10 protein-coding genes and 1 pseudogene are annotated in these 20036 nt (G+C 47.4%); 9 read left to right on the forward strand and 2 right to left on the reverse strand.

The window, feature by feature from the left end; genetic code table 11:
• Nucleotides 1-301: 301 nt before the first annotated feature.
• From FN001_RS18680 to FN001_RS04610, 4 genes and pseudogenes are all read left to right on the forward strand, one after another.
• Nucleotides 302-5197 (forward strand): annotated as a pseudogene (locus FN001_RS18680) (DEAD/DEAH box helicase family protein); the annotation flags it as partial.
• Between the two features lie 67 nt (nt 5198-5264).
• The gene (locus FN001_RS04600) at nt 5265-9527 is read left to right on the forward strand and encodes a DUF3849 domain-containing protein (RefSeq protein ID WP_142410976.1); all 4263 of its coding nucleotides are present in this window, start codon (nt 5265-5267) and stop codon (nt 9525-9527) included.
• Complete coding sequence (locus FN001_RS04605; RefSeq protein ID WP_142410977.1) at nt 9524-9754, forward strand: transposon-transfer assisting family protein; 231 nt, start codon at nt 9524-9526, stop codon at nt 9752-9754. Before FN001_RS04600 ends, FN001_RS04605 begins: the two co-directional genes overlap by 4 nt.
• Complete coding sequence (locus tag FN001_RS04610; RefSeq protein WP_142410978.1) at nt 9751-10593, forward strand: YodL domain-containing protein; 843 nt, start codon at nt 9751-9753, stop codon at nt 10591-10593. Before FN001_RS04605 ends, FN001_RS04610 begins: the two co-directional genes overlap by 4 nt.
• Nucleotides 10594-10776: 183 nt before the next feature.
• On the opposite strand, the gene FN001_RS04615 is transcribed toward FN001_RS04610, so the two are convergent.
• Both FN001_RS04615 and FN001_RS04620 read right to left on the reverse strand, forming a co-directional pair.
• Nucleotides 10777-12384: a relaxase/mobilization nuclease domain-containing protein gene (locus tag FN001_RS04615; RefSeq protein WP_142410979.1), complete on the reverse strand. Its 1608-nt coding sequence runs from the start codon at nt 12382-12384 to the stop codon at nt 10777-10779.
• A complete protein-coding gene (locus FN001_RS04620; protein ID WP_119250909.1) occupies nt 12347-12748 on the reverse strand; it encodes a plasmid mobilization protein in 402 nt (133 codons plus the stop codon). Before FN001_RS04620 ends, FN001_RS04615 begins: the two co-directional genes overlap by 38 nt.
• Nucleotides 12749-13148: 400 nt before the next feature.
• Here FN001_RS04620 and FN001_RS04625 point away from each other — a divergent pair, with 400 nt between their 5' ends.
• From FN001_RS04625 to FN001_RS04645, 5 genes are all read left to right on the forward strand, one after another.
• On the forward strand, nt 13149-13427 hold the full coding sequence (locus FN001_RS04625; RefSeq protein WP_243121931.1) for a DUF6870 family protein: 279 nt from the start codon (nt 13149-13151) through the stop codon (nt 13425-13427).
• A gap of 169 nt (nt 13428-13596) precedes the next feature.
• Entirely contained in the window at nt 13597-15246 is a 1650-nt protein-coding gene (locus FN001_RS04630; RefSeq protein WP_142410980.1) for a recombinase family protein, read from the forward strand.
• Complete coding sequence (locus FN001_RS04635) at nt 15243-16772, forward strand: recombinase family protein (protein ID WP_142410981.1); 1530 nt, start codon at nt 15243-15245, stop codon at nt 16770-16772. Before FN001_RS04630 ends, FN001_RS04635 begins: the two co-directional genes overlap by 4 nt.
• On the forward strand, nt 16756-18447 hold the full coding sequence (locus FN001_RS04640) for a recombinase family protein (RefSeq protein ID WP_142410982.1): 1692 nt from the start codon (nt 16756-16758) through the stop codon (nt 18445-18447). The genes FN001_RS04635 and FN001_RS04640 overlap by 17 nt, the downstream gene beginning before the upstream one ends.
• Entirely contained in the window at nt 18440-20035 is a 1596-nt protein-coding gene (locus tag FN001_RS04645) for a recombinase family protein (RefSeq protein ID WP_142410983.1), read from the forward strand. The genes FN001_RS04640 and FN001_RS04645 overlap by 8 nt, the downstream gene beginning before the upstream one ends.
• The last annotated feature ends 1 nt before the right edge of the window (nt 20036 follow it).

Consider the following 20036-nt stretch of genomic DNA (forward strand, 5'->3'; position numbering starts at 1 on the left):
TCTGCACAATGCAGGTGTGGCTTACGAGGATTTTTCCCCGGAGCAGATGGATGTGATCTATTCGGTGGCAGAATCGGGCGGCGAGTTGGAAGATTTGCTCAATCCTGAGTTTCCGCCGGAACAGATGCAGCTGATCGCAGATGTGCAGAACAGAACGGATGCCATCAGCCGTGCAGCAGCAGAGGAAGCCCTTGAACCGCTGGTCCAGCAGCCTATGACTCCGACAGAGGTCAACCATGCACGGCGGCAGCACAACCTTCCACTGGACAGTGGAGCCGAAACAGAACAGCCTGCACAGCCCAAACAGGAGCCTATGAACTTCCGTATTACGGACGATGATCTCGGTGCAGGAGGGCCGAAAACAAAGTATAAAGCCAATGTGGAAGCCATTCGGCTGCTGAAAACGCTGGATGCAGAGCAGCGGCAGGCTACCGCAGAAGAGCAGGAGATACTTTCCCGGTATGTGGGCTGGGGCGGCATTCCGCAGGTGTTCGATGAAAACAATGCGGACTGGTCAAAGGAATATGCTGAACTGGAATCTCTGCTTACGGCAGATGAGTATAAGGAAGCCCGTGCCAGTACCCTGAACGCATTTTACACTTCTCCTGCGGTTATCAAGGCGATGTACGAGACCCTGGGCAATATGGGATTGTCCAAAGGCAATGTGCTGGAACCGTCCTGCGGTGTCGGCAATTTCATGGGTCTGGTGCCGGACAGCATGGAGAAGATTCGGATGTACGGTGTGGAGCTGGACAGCATTTCGGGCCGCATTGCTCAGAAGTTGTACCAGAAAAACAAAATTGCGGTGCAGGGCTTTGAAACAATGCAGTTCCCGGACAGTTTCTTTGTTTGTGTGGTGGGTAATGTGCCGTTCGGCAATTAAAAAGTGCCGGATAAGCGGTATGACCGCCACAACTTCCTCATCCATGATTACTTTATTGCAAAAAGTCTTGACCTTGTTCGTCCGGGCGGCGTGGTGGCGGTAGTCACTTCCAGCGGTACGATGGATAAAAAGGATTCCTCTGTCCGAGAGTATCTTGCCAACCGTGCCGATCTGGTCGGTGCAATTCGCCTGCCAAACAATGCGTTCCAGCGCAATGCGAACACAAGTGTTGTAGCTGACATTTTGTTCCTGCAAAAGCGTGACCGGGCGGCAGTGGAGCGGGCAGAGTGGGTAGACCTTGGCACAACGCCGGAGGGATACCCCATCAACCAGTATTTTGCGCAGCATCCTGAAATGGTGCTGGGTGAGATCACGACTGAAAGTACACAGTACGGCAAACAGGAAACCACGGTCAAGCCCATCGAGGGCGCAGACCTTGCACAACAGTTGAAAGCAGCCGTTGAGAACATCCATGCGGAAATCACTGAGCCGGAAATCACGGACGATGAACTTGAACAGAACGCAGAACCACTTCCGGCAGACCCAAACGTGAAGAATTTCAGTTACACCAATGTGGACGGACAGGTCTATTACCGTGAAAACTCCTATATGAACAAGGTTGACCTGCCTGCGGTCACGGCAGAGCGTGTGCTGGGGATGATTGCCCTGCGGGAAACTACACAGAAATTGCTGGACTGCCAGTTGCACGATGGTACGGATGCCGAAGTGAAACTGCTGCAAGGAAAGCTGAAAGACCAGTATAAGCGGTTCACAGCGCAGTATGGTCTGATCAACAGCACCGCCAACAAACGGGCATTCCGGCAGGATAGCAGCTATTGTCTGCTGGCATCTCTTGAGATTCTGGACGAGGATAAAAACCTCAAGCGGCTGGCAGATATTTTCACGAAACGCACTATTCGCAAGCCGGAACCCGTCACCTCTGTGGATACTCCGAGTGAAGCCCTGGCACTCTCCATTGGAGAAAAAGCAAAGGTCGATGTGCCGTTTATGGCAGAACTTTGCGGAAAGACAGAGCAGGAAGTGACCGAAGAACTGGCAGGTGTTATCTTCCGAAATCCTGTCACACAGGTGTGGGTGACGGCGGACGAATATCTGTCCGGCAACGTCCGGGAAAAGCTGGCAACGGCAGAAACCTTTGCCGCAAACCACCTGGAGTATCAGGTCAATGTCGAGTATCTCAAGCGGGTACAGCCGAAAGATTTGAATGCTTCGGAGATTGAAGTGCGGCTTGGTGCAAACTGGATCAAGGCAGAGTACATTACGGACTTCATGGAGCGGGTGTTCAAAACGCCGAGTTACTATATCGGAAGTTCCATCAAGGCAACCTATTCGGAAATCAGCGGCGCATGGAACATCAGCGGAAAGTCACTTGACCGGAGTAATCCCCGTGTGACGAACACCTATGGCACAATGCGGGTCAACGGCTATCGACTGCTGGAAGATGCGCTGAATCTCCGGGATACCAAAATTTACGATACCATCTATGAGGATGGAAAAGAAAGGAGAGTGCTGAACAAAAAAGAAACCATGCTGGCGCAGCAGGCACAGGAAGCGATTCGGGATGCGTTCAAGCAGTGGATTTTCAAGGATTTAGACCGCAGAGAGGAACTTTGCAAGGTCTACAATGAGCGGTTCAATGCGATTCGTCCCCGTGAATACGATGGCAGTCACATCAAGTTCGTGGGCATGACCCCGGAAATCAGCCTGATGCCGCACCAGAAAAATGCAGTGGCGCATATCCTGTATGGCAATAATACGCTGCTGGCGCATTGTGTGGGTGCTGGCAAGACCTTCCAGATGATCGCTGCCGGCATGGAAAGCCGCCGTCTGGGTCTGGCGCAGAAGAATCTTTATGTTGTGCCGAACCATCTGACGGAACAGTGGGGTGCAGACTTCCTGCGGCTGTATCCGAATGCCAATGTGCTGGTGGCAACGAAAAAGGATTTCGAGCCATCCAACCGAAAGAAGTTCTGTTCCCGGATTGCCACGGGCGATTATGATGCTATCATTATCGGGCATTCGCAGTTTGAGCGGATTCCGCTTTCCCCGGAACGGCAGAAATCCATGATCGAGCGGCAGATTCAGGACATTACCTTTGCGATTGCAGAAGCAAAGGCAGAGGACGATGGCAAGAGTTTCACGGTCAAGCAGATGGAGAAAACAAAGAAAACCTTGCAGGCAAAACTTCAGAAGCTGAACGACCAGAGCCGCAAGGATGATGTAGTTACATTTGAGCAGCTTGGTGTTGACCGCCTGTTTGTGGACGAGAGCCATTTTTATAAAAATATGTTCCTCTACACAAAAATGCGGAACATCGCTGGTATTGCTCAGACCGATGCACAGAAGTCCTCGGATATGTTTGCAAAATGTCAGTATCTCGATGAAATCACTGGCGGCAAGGGTGTGACCTTTGCAACAGGTACGCCTGTATCGAACAGCATGGTAGAGCTGTATACCATTATGCGCTACTTGCAGTATGACACCTTGCAGAAACTTCATCTCGGACATTTCGATAGCTGGGCGGCTTCGTTTGGCGAAACCGTAACGGCAATCGAATTGTCCCCAGAGGGAACGGGCTACCGTGCAAAGACGCGGTTCGCCCGTTTTTTCAATCTCCCTGAATTGATTTCACTGTTCAAGGAGTCCGCAGACGTACAGACGGCAGATATGCTGAATCTGCCTGTGCCAGAAGCAGAGTACATCAATGAGGTGCTGAAACCCAGTGAAACGCAGCAGGAAATGGTGAGCAGCTTTGCCGACCGTGCAGAGCGTGTGAGGAACGGAAATGTCGATCCGAGAACCGATAATATGCTCAAAATCACGAACGACGGCAGAAAACTGGCCTTGGATCAGCGGCTTATCAATGACCTGCTGCCGGATGAGCCGGAAAGTAAGGTCAACCTCTGCGTGGAGAATGCCTATCAGGTATGGGAAGAATCCACGCCCGACAAATCCACCCAGTTGATTTTCTGCGACTTATCGACCCCGAAAGCAGACGGAACATTCAATGTGTACGATGATGTCCGGGAAAAACTGGTGGCAAAGGGAATCCCCCGTGAGGAGATTGCTTTTATCCATGAGGCAAATACCGAAACCAAAAAGACAGAACTGTTTGCAAAGGTGCGCTCCGGTCAGGTGCGTATCCTGCTTGGTTCGACCCCGAAACTTGGTGCTGGTACAAACATTCAGGACAGACTGATCGCCCTGCATCATCTGGACTGCCCTTGGAAGCCCTCTGATCTGGAACAGCAGGAAGGACGCATTCTTCGTCAGGGAAACCGCAACCAGAAAGTGAAGATTTTCCGTTACGTCACAGAGAATACGTTCGATTCGTATATGTGGCAAATTCTGGAAAATAAACAGAAGTTCATCTCGCAGATCATGACCTCGAAATCTCCTGTTCGTGCCTGCGATGATGTGGACGATACCGCGCTGACCTATGCAGAAATCAAAGCATTGGCAACGGGAAATCCCTACATCAAGGAAAAGATGGATTTGGATATTCAGGTCAGCAAGCTGAAGCTGATGCGGGCCAACCACACCAGCCAGATTTACAGCCTAGAATCGGATATTGCACGGCGGTATCCGGCAGAAATCACGGCAGCGAAAGAGCGTATAGCAGGTCTGAAAGCTGACCTTGCAGTGGCAAAGCCGTTGCTGGAACAGGACAAGGAGCAGTTCTCCATCACGGTGGAGGACAGGGTTTATACCGACCGCAAGGAAGCAGGCTCGGCAATTCTTGCAGCCTGTGCCGCAATGAAGATCGCTAAGACAGAGGGGCAAATCGCAGATTTGGGAGGGTTTGCAATCAGTTCCCGGTTTGATGCGTTCGCCCAGACATTCAAGCTGACCATCAAGCGGCAGAGCAGTTATACGATTGAACTTGGCAGTGATCCGGCTGGCAATATCCAGCGTATTCTCAATGCGCTGGCATCTATCGAAAAGACACTGCCGCAGGTGGAGCGCAGATTGGAAACCTTACAGCAGCAGTTGGCAGAAGCAAAGGAAGAAGTGCAGCGTCCGTTCCCGCAGGAGACGGAATTAAACGAAAAATCTGCACGGCTTGCAGAATTGAATGCCCTGCTGGATATGGACGAAAAGGGGGATGATGCGGCTCTTGGCATGGATGAGGAAGTAACGGATAGCGAACTTCCTGCGCCGAAACGTGAGATTGAGCGGAGTGCAGACAGCGTAAAACGTCCGTCGATCCTTGCACAGCTTCACGAAAAGCAGGCAGAACGCATGGCAGAGCCGAAACCGCAGAAAAAGAAAAGTCACGATATGGAACTATAACTGAGAATGCCCCGTCAGATCTCCGAAAGGGAATCTGATGGGGCAGATTTTGTAAAGGAGGGCATGAATGGCAGATAAGCGGGCAGACCAGCTCAAAGAAATCACGGAACGGTTGGAACAGGGCGTAAAGGACATTTTTACTTCGGAAATGTATACGAAGTACCTGCTTACAATGTCGAAATTCCACAATTACAGCTTCAATAATACGCTGCTGATCGCAATGCAGCGTCCAGATGCTACGTTGGTGGCTGGGTACAATGCCTGGAAAAATAAGTTTAACCGCTATGTGAAAAAGGGTGAAAAGGGCATCCAGATCATCGCGCCTGCCCCGGTAAAGGAACGGGAAGAGAGGGAGAAAATCGACAAGGACACCGGGCTTACGGTGCTGAATGAGAGCGGGGAGCCGGAAATCGAAGTGGTGGAGAGGGTGATTCCCCGGTTCCGGGTAACAACGGTTTTCGATTATGCCCAGACAGACGGAGAACCGCTGCCTACGCTGGAAGTGAATGAACTGACTGCCCGTGTCAAGGATTATACCCTGCTGAAAGAGGCAATCGAACAGGTATCTCCTGTGCCAATTCGTTTTGGAGAGATCGAGGGCAACGCAAAAGGTTATTACAGCCACATGGACAAAGAAATCTGTGTTCGTGCCGATATGGGTGAGAGCCAGACCATTAAGACGATGATCCATGAGGTTGCTCATGCCATGCTGCATGACAGCGACCAGATGAAACAGCGCGGCGAGGAAAAAGACCAGCTTACCAAAGAAACAGAAGCGGAAAGCATTGCATTTACGGTTTGCTCGGCACTTGGCATTGATACTTCGGACTACTCGTTCCCGTATGTAGCAAGCTGGGCAAGCGGCAAGGAACTGAAAGAATTGAAAGATTCGATGGATACGATTCGATTGACCGCTGCTGATTTTCTTGAAAAACTGGAAACGGCGGTGGCAGAAAGGAGTGTGGAGCGCATGACGGCGATGGAATATGCTGAAAAGCTGATTGCGGACAAGGAACGGGACAAAACCGTTTTTGACAACAGCCAGCGAAATCTCATTGTAAACTTTGCTTACAAGCTGGATGACCGGGCGGCAACGGAAGAACTTGCCAACAATCTGGCAGCTGCAGTTGCGGCTGAAAACACGGAAGAAATCAATCGCCTGATGTGGGAAGCAGAGGAGAAGATCGAAAATCTGCCGGATGGCATGATCGGTCTTTCGGAAATGCACGAATATGGGTATCTGAAAGATGATGTTCTGCCGCTGACAAAGGAAGGCGCACGGGAGTGGCATCGGCTGGGCGAACGGATTTACCCGCTGTTTCAGGATGGCACGGCAGGAGATTTCGCCAGTCAGGAAGAGATCGAACAGCATGATGGCATTTTCGGAATCAAGGCAGACGCATGGAGTGCAATTTTGCTGGAAAAGAACGAAGAGTATCTGGAAGATGAGTATGCCCGCCCGGACGCTGCACTGACGCTGATAAGCCGGGAGCAGGCTCTGCGCCTGTTTGATGAGGGCAAGCAGATTTATCTTATCCGTGTTAGTCCATGGCCGGTTCTTGTCACAGGGCGTGAAGAAATCGAGCGGGGAAGTGACTATTTCCAGATTGCCCAGGAAGATTTGGAAAAGGACAAGCAGAAAGCAATGGAAAACAGCGAAAAAACACCCGTTGAAAAGCTGGCGGCAGACCTTGATAATTTCGCCTTTGACTTCGATTTCTACCACTATAAAGATAGCGTGGAGGATCGGGAACAGGCAGTTGAAGCACTGAAAGAACAGATTCAGGCTGGGGATATTCAGCCGATCCGGGAATGGCTGCAAGTTGCAGTGGAGGAAGCAGAGGGAGAGTCCGCAGAAAAGGCGGCAGAGCTGATAACCCGGCTGGATGCGTTGGTCAAGGAGCAGAAGCTGCTTTCCGGCAGTGAAAAGCAGTTTGGCATCTACCAGATCACTGTCCGTGACCCGGAACACGACTATCGCTTTATGAATCTGGACTTTGTAAAACGGCATGGGATGGAAGTGAACCGTGCAGACTATGAGCTGGTCTATACCGAGCCTCTTACGGAAAAAGATACACTTGAAGCCATTTACGAACGCTTCAATATCCAGCGTCCAACGGATTTTACCGGGCATTCGCTTTCCGTCAGTGATGTTGTGGTGCTGAACGATGGCAAGTCGATCAAAGCCTGCTATGTGGACAGCATCGGCTTTGCAGAGTTGCCGGATTTTTTCAAGGAAAGAAAGATGGATTTGAAGAAAGAAACGATTCTGGATGAACAGTTGCAGGAAATTGAAATCTTTGATAAGCCCGGTCTTTTCAGCAACAGCAGACTGCGGGATGAGGATGTGCCGGATGGATTGTACCGCTATGACCTGCGCGGGTCGGACTATGATCCGGGGCAGCCGATTCTGGTGGAGAAAACAGTGATCGTAAACCATGCGGCATCTGTTCTGATGGCAGAAGAACTTGACCTTGGCGCAGGCGGTCGGCTGGAACTGGGCGAGGAAGGGCTGAACTTCACGGGTGGATTGCTGACTGTACGGGAGTTTATGGAAGAACAAGAGCATAAAAAGGATGGCTTAATACACGGTGACTCCGACCAGATTGCAGTTGAGGGTCATGTTGGTACATGGTATGCGATTGATGAAACGGAGGTCGGTGGCGAGAAGTTCTTCCTGCTGGAGCATGAGGAATACGGGGATGAAGCTGCCTGCGTTGCGGTCAATGAGCAGGGAAAACTGGTGGCAGAAGATTTGTGGAACGGCTTTGATGAGGACTTTCAGGATGCCGTAAAGGAGTATTTTGCAGAAAAGAATCCGACTTCACAAAAAGAAGAACAGGCTGTGCCTGTGGCAGAGGAAAGCCGCACGGATAATTCGGATGTTCCGGTTTATTACGAATCTTTTGCCTATGCAGCAGAGAATGGCGAGGTGGATTTGTACCGCATTTCCAGACAGCTCAATGAAGATTGCAGAAATGCCATTGAAGAAGCGATTGCAGACAATTTCGATGGAATGCACCTTGCAGACGATGCTACGAAATCCGTCATTGAACAGTTCGGCATGGAGCGTATGGGCTATATTCTGGCGTATACGCTGAATTATAACAATCACGACGGACGGTATTCGCACAGCAATAAGGAATGGGCAGAGACCACCTGTAAAGGAGAACGCGGTAACAACATTCGTCCTGACTGGATCGTGCGCAGTCACCCGGCTGTGCTGAACGGATTTGTGGAGATGTACCGCAAAGAACTTGAGGCTGAACAGCAGAGGGAGCCGGAAAAGCCTTTTGTGCAGCAGTTCTATGTTGTGACAGATTTGCAGACCAATCCGATGCAAATTGAGAAGTTCGGGGATCTCGATGATGCAATGTCCTGCTATCAACAGGTTCCGAATTTTCATCTAAAAGCCCTTGGCGTAGAGAAAACGCCTGAGCCACTTCCGGGCAGTCTGGACATTGTGCAGTGCAAGAACGGTATCGACACGATTGTGGAGGACTACAAGAAAGTTCCGGGCTGGGATAATCCGTACATCCAGAATCATGTTGTTGCATTGGTGGCAGAAGCATTGAAAGTGCAGGATGTGGCGGTAGCCTATGAGATCAACGATGGCTATTTTCACATCCAGACCAGCGAGGACGGCTACGACTATACCTTATATAGTAAGGACTTCACAGTAATGGACGGTGGCATTGTTGAAACAGACGAGTACAGACCCGTGCAGGAAGTGATGGAAGAAGTTCTGGCAGAACACGGACACAGCGTTTCTGAGTGCGGTGTGATTAGCGCTGAATATCTTCAGGAACAGTCCTACCGTGCAGAAACACAGCGGGCAGAAGCGATGAAAGAAAAGCTGGCGGCAGAGAAGCCTGCGCCAGAAGCAAGCATCAGCTTTTATGTGGCAGAGTGTGCAGAGTTCCCAGTGATGGGTGAGTTCCATGACAATCTGACCTTGGAGCAGGCATTGGAAGTCTACGATAAGATTCCGGCAGAGCGGATGAACGGAATCAAGAGCATTGGCTTTTCCCTTGAGGATGGAAGCATCTATTCGGGAATGTTTGACCTGATGGTAGGTGGAGAAGTGCAGGCAGAAATCGTCAACCATATCCAGCATTACCGGGAAAGTCCGCTGGTGCAGAAAGCAATTTCGAATATGAAAACGCTTTTGGAAAAGCGGCAGGCAAGCAAGGAGTTAGAGGAACGCCCCAGCACCCGGCAGTCTGTTCGTGAAGCGTTGAAGAACCGCAAAAAGGCGCAGGAACAGCAGTCCAATCAGGAACAGGAAAAACCGAAGAAGGCAAAGAAGAAAGGAGAAATGGAACTGTGAGCAAGGTGAAGTTTAATGCAGATGAGATGATGGTTATGGCAATGTTTGAGCAGCCGACACGGACGGAAACCATGAGATATATCGAGGAAGTTGTTCCGTTTGTCGAGGACGATGTTGAAGTTTTTTCGCTGGTAGCATCGACCATGAAAAAGATACGCTCTATTTCGGACATGGAATTTTCCAGACTTGACCTTAAACCGTATCTTCAGGATGTGGTGGCAAAATGAATATCAATCAGTATGCGGTCTATCAGCTGAAAGAAAGTGCAGAACTTGCTGCGTATCGGTCACGTTCATATCAGTATTTGACGGAACATCATTTTCAGGTGATCGTACAAAATTATCAGCAGGCGTATTTTACCAAGTTGTTTACATCGGACACACCAGAGATGATTCGGAAACGGTTGGAAGAGCATCGACCGAAGAATTTCCGTGGCCGTCCATTTGGTGTCGGTGATGTGATTGTCATAAACCAACAGGGAGAAATCACGGCGTATTTTGTGGATAAGGACTCCCTTGTTGTGGTTGCTGGCTTTATCCGCAGTAGTAGTTCTGGCATTCTGGTTACACTTGACACGAAAAATCTTTTTATAGATGGATGTGCTGGAACGTGGATGGCAACCGAAGAATGCGTAGTAGAAAGCCAGCACTTTTTTCTGATGCAGCATGAAGTCTATAAGGAAAAAGCACCGAACGTGATTGTAGATGCTTCTGGAAAACTGGTTTCCACTGAAATCCGAAAAGGGTTGGATGAGGATGCCAGAAAAAAGATTCTGGATTATCTGCATCCACCGCTGATGGAAAAGCCGATGAACCAGAAGCCGTCACTACACCAGATGGAACATTATCAGAAGTTCTATGAGAACGGGGAATATGTTCGGGCCGTAGAATCAACTACGGAACAAAACTACAATATGATTGATGGCTGTGCCAACAATCTCCCTAAGCCCCGCATAATCAACGGACGGGAATCCGTTCTTGATAAATTGCGAATCAGGCGGATGGCACGGGAAAAGCAAAAGAGTAGCCAAGAGCAGTCGGCTGATATGGAACGGAACAGGAAGTGATCTGTTGTTGCCCGGATGCAGAGGGTTCCCTGCAAACAGGCGTTGGAAGAAATATTTCAGGATCGCTTTGTGGAATTACAAAATGGTTTCTTGAAATACAGGGACGCTTAAAGGCTGAAAATAGTGCAAGAGCCACCATAGGCTTACCCAACAAAAGGGTAGCGTATGGTGGCTCTTTTTTGCTTAAAGGGTCTGTTCTGTTCGCTGAGTGTGATCTCGAATGTGGTGCTGCCCCAAGATGTTGTCAACATTGGCGCAGGCTGTTCGTAATTCTTTCTGATAATCTTTATAATAGGTATAGGTGTCGTACTGAGCCGCTTTCAAGGCAAGCAACCGTTCTTTTTCAAGCTTCAAATCTTTCATCTTCGGAAGTGAGTCGTCTGGATTTTGTGCTTTCAGAATCTGGACGGCTTTTTCATGCTTCTCAATTTCATCGGCATGATCCTTGCGGAATTTTCCTTTGAAGCAAGCTTTCAAAAATTCATTGTAGGTGGATTTTGTGGAAAGGTACTGACCCAGATAGTGAATCTGCTCGTTTACAGATTTGATTTGTGCTTCAGTGTCCTTTGCCTTTTGCCGTGCATTGTGCATCTGTGAGGTGATGCTATCGTAGGTTGACTGTAAATTTTCTCTGGTGTCAAATCCGTTTTCCTGAATGTAAGCTACGGTCTTTGCCATCTGCTGAAGATTGGAAATTTTAACTTTTTGAGCATAAGCCCTACTTTGCTGAGCCTTGATGCAATTCTGCAAGTCCACAACAAGACGCAAATCAGAGCGAATGAAGAGAATGGCAATCGGGTCTGTATGGTAATCATGCATGGGCTGTCGATGCTTCTGTTCTTGCTCAACAGCAAGTGCATTTGCTTCAAAAAGTTTGAGCAGATAATCTTTATCAAAATTTGTGCCTAAAGAGCGACCAGAAATGTACTTCTCTCGCTCTGGATGCAGATAGCTATATCTTCCCCGATTTTCTTTCACATGAATCTTATACTTTTCAAATAACTGGCTTTGAAAATCTTCAAACGAAATTGCGGAGGAAGAAATCTCTGAAACGGCATTCCGAACAAACTGCTTACGAGTCTGAAATGTTGTTTCCATTGGATTCATGCCATCAGCAATGATCTGTTCGTTTATATCTTCCAGCTCTTTCTGCCCTCGCTTTTGCAACCAGTATTCAGCTTCAGTGATTTTATGTTGAGCCGGAGAGAGAAGATCGACCTGATACAGATTTTCACGCTGGCATAGATTCATAAGTTCTTGCTGTAAGTATTTTAGATAATCTTTTGTCAGGTGATGTTTGTATCCTGCTTTGCAGTCAATGCTGCGTGTGGTGTATGACTGTGGCTCTATGTCCAGTTTCCGTAAGCTGTTGATTATGATATGAACATGGATGTTGCCACTGCCATTATGTCCATCCGTGTGAGTACAAACCAATGCTTGATGGCCGGGAAGATGATTCTTCACAAATTCAAGTCCCAGGGTTTGTGCTTTCTCGCCAGTAAGATGGTGTTCGCCTTTATCGCGCGGATCAAAACTGATGATATAGTGATGGGACTTGACTTCGTCGTATCGGTAGTTTTTTCGATACTGGTCATTGAGCATTTCGCACTCAAGATCAAAGGTGTCGGGATTGCAGTTTACTCCATTCATGTGAAATTCGCTGCGGAGCATCATGCTCCCGTTTTCATCAAGGAGCGGTTTTAAGTGTCGTTCATCATGCTGATATTTCAAATAGCAGACTGCCGCACTGTAATCAGCGTTTTTTATTGCGATGTGTTTTAACACGGCCATGATAGGTTCCCCCTAATTTGATTGCTTCCTGCCGAAGCTGCCATAATGCAGTGAGATGGCGGTTGATCTCGTCCTGCATTGACTTGGAATAGAAACCGCCAGAGTGGAAGTATTGGGCAATCTGATTTAGGTTGTTGCCGATGGCAGAATACTCAGCAATCAGTTTTTGAAGTTCGGGAAGTTCTGCAGTGATGTTGTAGTGGACTTCGATGCGTTCGTCCAGCGCACTCTTCCTGACATAAACGGCAACCGGATAGCCTGCCTGTTCAGCAGAAATGGAAATAGAAGCGTACTCGGCATCCGTAAAACGTACCATTACGTTATTTGTTCTTTTTATCTGCTCGCACTTTTTTCTTCTGCCCATAGATAGAAACTCCCTTCAAATTTATTTGCGAAGCAAATCCCGACAAGCCGTAGGCGGTCGGCTGCGACCACTTTAGTGGAAGCCAAATAGCCAAAATCAGAGATTTTGTGCGTACCGAGGGAATGGGGAAGCGGAATCCCCATCAAGATTGCCGGTAACGAAAAATCACGAAAGTGAATTTTGAGTTACTCCAGGCGAATCTTGCCCTACTTACGGTGAAGCCGTTGCCTTACGCATTTTTCGGGTTCTTCTATCTTTAGAATCGGGCAGAGCGTGGTTCGCAAGGTGTTTTTGAAAAAAGACAAAAAATTTTTTGAAATACCTTGCGAAATGGCCTTTCTCCAATTCTATAAGTGAAAGAGGCTGACACACCACCCCAAAAACAGAAAGGAATGAGTGAATGACCGAAACAACTGCACGAACCTATCACACCATGGAAAGCCTGCGCCAGATGGCACAGACCGATCTCCGTAATGTGAACCGCAAGGAACTGGTAGACATCAACGAAGTGGAAATTAGAAAAGACTTGTCGCAGCGGGAGCGGATGGTCGATTTCATTTCGCAGATCAAGAACCCTTATTGCTATCTCGACAAGGGCATGGTAGTGAAGATCAGCTTTGCGGGAGAGAACCGATTAGAGGACACGCTGAAAAAATGCGCAAGGACACATCGGAAATAAAAAAAGAAGAAAGTAGAAGAAAATTTACACTTTAACACATTAAAGCGTTGACATGAACCACGAAATATGAGATAATGGCTTTGGGTCAAAACAGAATATGCTGATAAAGCCGATAATTTCTTGGTTTATTGTCTGAACGACAAATAGATTAGGAGGTTATCGGCTTTTTATGTTTTTTCAGGGAAATGAAAAATACAACTGTGCCACATATCTTCGATTGTCGCGTTCGGATGGCGACCAGCAGGAGAGCAACAGCATTAAAAATCAAAGAGCGTTGCTGAACGATTACATGGGTAAGCACCCGGAATTGCACAAGTTCGATGAGTATGTGGACGATGGTTACAGCGGCACAAATTTTGAACGCCCGGATTTTAAGCGGATGATGCAGGACATTGAGAAAAGGAACGTCAACTGTATCATCGTCAAGGATTTATCTCGCTTCGGCAGAAACTACATTGAAACGGGCCGTTATCTGGAAAGAATCTTTCCGTTCATGGGTGTGCGCTTTATCGCCATCAACGATCATTATGACAGTGCAGAGGAAAACGATGATAAGGGCCGTATTCTGATTCCGTTCAATAATCTTATCAATGACACCTACTGCCGGGATATTTCGCTGCGCGTTCGCAGTCACTTGGATGTGAAACGAAAAGAAGGTCAGTTCATTGGCAGTTTCGCAGGGTATGGGTATCGCAAAGACCCCAAAGACAAAAATCATCTGATTATAGATGAATACGCTGCGGGCATTGTGCAGGAAATATTCAAATCAAAATTGAACGGAATGAGTTCACAGCGCATTGCCAGCCACTTGAATGAACTTGGGGTCCTGCCGCCGAACGAGTATAAGAGAGCCAATGGATTCAACTATACCTGCGGTTTTCAGGCTGGGCTGAATCAGAAGTGGACAGTGGTTTCCGTCAATCGTATTTTGAAAAATGAATCCTATACGGGAACATTGATTCAGGGCAAACGCAGGAAAATCAATTACAAAGTAAAAAAGAGCCATGATGTTGGAAGTGAAAACTGGATTCGGGTGGAAGATGCGCATGATGCCATTATCAGCAAAGGCGAGTTCCAGCAAGTACAGCAGTTGTTGGAACTGGACACTCGTACCGCACCATCGCAGACAACAGTTTATCCATTATCAGGTTTTCTGCGCTGTGCAGACTGCGGGCAGAATATGATTCGCCGCACAGTGACGAAAAACGGGAAGAAGTATCAATACTATCACTGCTCTACCTATAAGAATGGCGGCGGCTGCACACCGCACATGATAAACAGTGAGAAGCTGACGGAAAGTGTTCTGGCTGCGATTCGGCATCAAGTGACACTTCTTGTAGAAGCGGAAAAGGTACTCTCCAATGCAGAGTTGGCAAGCGGCGAACAGATTGGCATAAAGATTCTGGACAGCCAGATCACTGCACTGGAAGCTGAATTAGAACGGTACAGTAATTTGAAAATCCGTCTGTATCAGGACTTATGCGATGATGTTGTCAGTCGGGAAGAGTACGGAGAAATGAATACTCGCTTTGCGCAGAAGATAAAAGAGGCACAGGATAAGATTCAGGAAATCCGCGAAAAGAAGCAGGAAGCGTTAAAGCACGATACGCTGCTTCCCACTTGGCTGGAAGAATTTAAGCAGTACGAACATATCAAAACGCTCGAACGCAGGGTCGTGGTGGAACTGATTGACCACATAGATGTTCATAGCAAAACAGAGATTGAAATTCATTTCTGCTTCGAGGATGAACTGCACAGTATCACAGAAAAATTTATGGAATATCAAGCACATCATGGAAATGAGGTGGCAGAGAAATGAAATGGGTCAGTTATACAAGGTCGATTTCCAGCAGGATCGGAGAAGAAAATCCATCCAATACGATTGCGGAGCAGAATGAGCGAATTGCACGGTATCTAAAAAAGCTTGGGTGCAACGTATCCGAAAAATACAGTGACCGAAAGAGAACAGCAGAAGCCACAGAGGGCTTTGACAAATTGGTACAGGATGGGATGGCGCGGAAATTTGATGCAGTTGTTGTGGATTCTATCTTCCGCTGTGGAAGAACCCTTCCGTTTGCCATTGAAGCACTGCAGAGGACGTTCTATCCGCTTGGTATCCAATTTGCAGTTGTGGAAGATGACTTTTGCAGTGCAGACAAAACTGCCGAAGAAGTTGCAGAGTATTTCAATGGAAAGACCATTGATAAGATTCGTTCGGAATTTATTACCAATCGCCAGAATCACTTTGAAGAAGGTACATTGACCCATCGACAGGCTAAATATGGTTATGCGCTGTCGGAAGATCGCAGAAACCTTGTTCTTAATCCTGAGAGCGCACAGGTTGTAAAGCTGATTTTTCAGATGTATCTGGAAGATATGAAAATCCCGGAAATCGCAAGAGCATTGGATGCACAGGGCGTTCCATCTCCACAAATCCAGATGGCAAAGAAAAAAAGATCAAGAGCAAAAATCAAGTGGCCGGATTCAACAATTCGCTCGATTTTGAAAAATCCACTCTATATCGGAAAGTGTACGCTGACACTGGCAAAGGCAAAGCGAGAATTGGAGGTTCCGGCGATTGTTTCAGAGACGGAATTTCAGAAAGCTCAGAAAAAGTTGGAATCTACGAGGTTGCCTTCGAGAAAAAAGGCCCGAAAAAAACCAAATCTGCTCTTCAAAAAAATCTATGACAAGGAAAGTGGAAAAGGTCTGCTGTGCAGAACATCAGAAGATGAAAGCCAGCAAATCTATTCGTTTGACAAGGGGTATAGATGCTTCTCTGGAAAAGCCCCTTTCATCGAAAGCGAGAAAATCTTTCGAGAGATTCTTTCAGCTTTGGAAAAAGAAAAAATGCAAGCTGCGCATATTGATAGGGTGCTGGACTTGAATCCTGAGAAAGTCAAGCAGTGCATGGATGCTGGACTGTTGCAGTACAGAAAAAGAGCAAATGAGATTGTTACGTACTTGATGGCCAAGGACGATGAACGAACAGCAGTTTATCGGGAATACGAGCAGGGATCAATTTCACTAGAACAGGTAGAGGAGTATGAACATCAGTATCAGGTGGCGGTCCAGAAGCAGGAAGCGGCTTTTAAAAAAGTAATGCTGGCTGTTAATGACATAGAAAAAGCATTTAGCCATGGGAATCCCTGGTTGATGAAGTTCCGAGCGATTTCAATTCCTGAAACGTTGGAGCGCACGCATCTTAAAGAATGGCTTGACCATGTATGGATTGTAGATTTTGAACAGGTAGAAGTGATCCTACAAGAAAGTGAGTGGAAGAGATTCTTCCCGGAAGAATGGCTGAACAAAGGAGAGGAAGATTGTAATGGCAAGAAAGAGTAGAAAGAATATGATGCCGCAGGCTGCTGTGCAGGAGGCCGTACAGCAAAACGAAAAAGAACTTCTGCGCACGGCAGCGTATGCGCGGCTGTCAGTTGAGAACGGCGGGCATGAAACAGAAGATTCCCTGCACACACAGATTTTGCAAATTCATAATTATATCAGGGAAAACCCGGAACTGACGCTGACCGATACCTATGCAGACAACGGTTTTACGGGAACACGTTTTGACCGACCAGAATTTGAGCGTATGATGCAGGATGTACGGACAGGCAAAATTCAGTGCATCGTAGTGAAGGACTTATCTCGATTTGGTCGTGACTATATCGAAACGGGAAGCTATCTGGAAACTATTTTCCCGATGCTCCATGTTCGTTTTATCGCCATCAACGATGATTTTGACAACATCCGGCAGTCGGATGTGGATAGCCTTGCGGTTCCCATCAAGAACATGGTAAACAGCTTGTACGCGAAGGACATTTCAAAGAAAATCAGCCTTAGTTACCAGATGCGCCGCGAGAAAGGAATCCCTACATCGTGGTGTACACCGTATGGCTATCAGTTGAACCAACAGGGAAATAAGCTTGAAGCGACTGAGGATGCGAAGTGGGTCAAACTGATCTATCAATGGTATCTTGCAGGAGTGAGTACAAACGAAATTGCCCGCAGGTTGGAATTTTTAGAAGTAGCAAGGCCGAACGAACGGCTGAATCGCAAATTACATGAGGGAGATGACCCTACCTATAATAAATGGCACCCCAGTACGGTTCTTCGTATTTTAAACAGCAGTGCTTATATTGGAGAACTGGTATCTGGGAAAACGCAAACTGCATCATACAAAGGGATTGGCCTCCATCCAGTGGAAAAGAAAGAATGGCATATTGTTGAAAACGCTCATGAAGCAATCATTCTGAAATCGGATTTTGAAAAAGTGCAGGCACGGCGGGAGCAGAATAAGGAAAAACGGGAAAGGGCGATGGCTCGTTCCAAAGCAACCAGAGAGAAGTGTTATAACCATCTATCGGGAATGGGTTACTGTGGCTGCTGCAGACGCAACATGACGTTTGAACGGCGTGTGCATGGTACGGTGAAGGAAACGCACTATGGAGTGTTCATTTGCAAAAGAAAGAAGAACACGACTCCCTGTGCCTATCATGCGGTGCCGGAGAAAATGCTGATGATGGTGGCGATGGATCAGATTCATCATCTGGTGTCTACCATGTGTGAAGAAGAAAAGCTGGTAAAAGACATGATGCGCGGCAGCAATCTGGATTCGGCTCGTTCCATCAAAATGAAAGAAAACTCTATCCTGTTTCGGATTCAGGAAGCTGAAGAACGGCGGTTGCGCTTATATGAGGACTATAAAGCTGAAATTCTGGACGAAGATGAATACAGTCAGCTAAAGGAACACTACATAGCAGAAAAGCAGCGGTTGGAACATGAACTGCAAAAGCAGCGTCAACGTGCATTGGAACTGGAAAAAAGAATCAAAATCTGCGATGCGCAGATGGAGCGGATGCGCGGGATTCTGAATCAAAATGAATTTGATGAAGAACTGGTGCATGAACTTATCAAGAGAATCTATGTAGGAATGGACAATTCTGTGGAGGTCGAATTTAAGTGTAGCGACCCCTATCAGGAAGTGCTTGCAATCATGTCGGAGGTTCAGAATGAATGATAAAATTGCAATCTATCTCCGCTTATCATTGGCAGACGGAGATTTGAAAAAGGGCAGCAAGGATGAAAGTAACAGCATTGAGAACCAACGGATGCTGCTCCACGATTACATTGGGAAGCAGGAAGATTTGTTTGGCGAGATTGTAGAATATGTAGATGATGGCTATACTGGAACAAATTTTAATCGTCCGGCTTTTCAGAAAATGATCGTGGATTTGAAGCAGGGCGATATAAAAGTCATTATGGTAAAGGATTTATCCCGCCTTGGTCGTGACTATATCGGTGTTGGCGATTACATTGAACAGATTTTTCCGTTGATGGGAGTTCGGTTTATTGCTGTGAATAATTCCTTTGACAGCATGAAACTGAACAACGGAACACCGGGAATCGAAGTGGCGGTCAGCAATCTGGTGAATAATATGTATAGCCGGGATATTGCGAAAAAAATTCGGGCTGCTCTGGAAACGAACTGGAAGAACGGGAAAGCCACCTGCACGAATGTCCCTTTTGGATATGTGTGGAACAAGAAAGGTGGGCAGCGGTGGGAGATTGACCCGGAGGCAGCACCCTGCGTGAAAAAAGTATTTGAATTAGCATTGTCCGGCCGCAATACAACGCAGATTGCCTATGGCATGAACGAATTAAATCTTCCTACGCCGGGATTGTATGCGAAACGAAAGAATCTGCTGATGGGTAGCAATCCTATTATTGCCCCGGACAGTGAAATGTTATGGAACGCGGCAATCGTGTGGAGAATCCTTAGACGGTATGAATACACTGGTGCGTTGGTTATGGGGAGAAGAAAGAAAATTGATGTGAATACTACCTCTGTTCGGACGCTCCCGGAGGATAAGTGGATCATCGCAGAAAACGCTCATGCGGCCATCGTGACAAAAGATGAATACTATCAGGCACAGAAAGCAATCCGTAACGTAACTCCAATTCAATATAAGGTGGGTGATGATTTCGCGTTAAAAGGGAAGATTTGCTGCGGAAACTGCAAACGGCAGCTTCGCCACGAAAGGCAATATGGGGAAATGGTTTTCTATTGCGGCTATAAACGGTCAGCCGGAAAGTTCTCTAAATGCTACGGCGGCTATTACAGAGAATATTCGGTGAACGCAAAAGTGGCTCGTGCGATAAAAACTGTGTTCTATGCGCTGGATGTGGTGAATCAGGGAATGCAGGAAAAGCAGTCTATCACGGTGCGCTGCGTGGACATTGAGGGCTTGGAAAAGCAAGCAGAAGCCATTCGGGTAGAGCAAATCAAACTGTACGAATCGTATGCGGACGGTGTACTGCTGCGGGATGCGTACATAGAAAAGAAAAAAGCTCTTTCGGAAAAACTGGCTGCATTGCAGGATAGCATACGAACAGAAAAGGAGGAACAGGAGTGTGCCGATGAACTGGATGAAGAAATTCGCGCTCTGACAAAGCAGGCCAGCGAGAAAACGTACATTGGCGGGCTGACAAAAGAATGTGTGGATGCTTTTGTCAGCATGGTTTATCTGTATGACGACCAAACGATGAAAATAGAGTTCAACTGTGAGGATGTGATTCGGAGAGCGTTGGAAAAGTATGGCGCATAAT

The sequence above is a fragment of the Clostridium sp. Marseille-P7770 genome (genome assembly GCF_902143525.1).
Lineage (GTDB): Bacteria > Bacillota > Clostridia > Lachnospirales > Lachnospiraceae > Pilosibacter.

Bases quoted from the DNA above. Each gene is read 5' to 3' on its own strand.
- FN001_RS04600 (WP_142410976.1), top strand. From the start codon at position 5,265: ATGGCAGATAAGCGGGCAGACCAGCTCAAAGAAATCACGGAACGGTTG.
- FN001_RS04610 (WP_142410978.1), top strand. From the start codon at position 9,751: ATGAATATCAATCAGTATGCGGTCTATCAGCTGAAAGAAAGTGCAGAA.
- FN001_RS04615 (WP_142410979.1), bottom strand. From the start codon at position 12,384: ATGGCCGTGTTAAAACACATCGCAATAAAAAACGCTGATTACAGTGCG.
- FN001_RS04620 (WP_119250909.1), bottom strand. From the start codon at position 12,748: ATGGGCAGAAGAAAAAAGTGCGAGCAGATAAAAAGAACAAATAACGTA.
- FN001_RS04625 (WP_243121931.1), top strand. From the start codon at position 13,149: ATGACCGAAACAACTGCACGAACCTATCACACCATGGAAAGCCTGCGC.
- FN001_RS04630 (WP_142410980.1), top strand. From the start codon at position 13,597: ATGTTTTTTCAGGGAAATGAAAAATACAACTGTGCCACATATCTTCGA.
- FN001_RS04635 (WP_142410981.1), top strand. From the start codon at position 15,243: ATGAAATGGGTCAGTTATACAAGGTCGATTTCCAGCAGGATCGGAGAA.
- FN001_RS04640 (WP_142410982.1), top strand. From the start codon at position 16,756: ATGGCAAGAAAGAGTAGAAAGAATATGATGCCGCAGGCTGCTGTGCAG.
- FN001_RS04645 (WP_142410983.1), top strand. From the start codon at position 18,440: ATGAATGATAAAATTGCAATCTATCTCCGCTTATCATTGGCAGACGGA.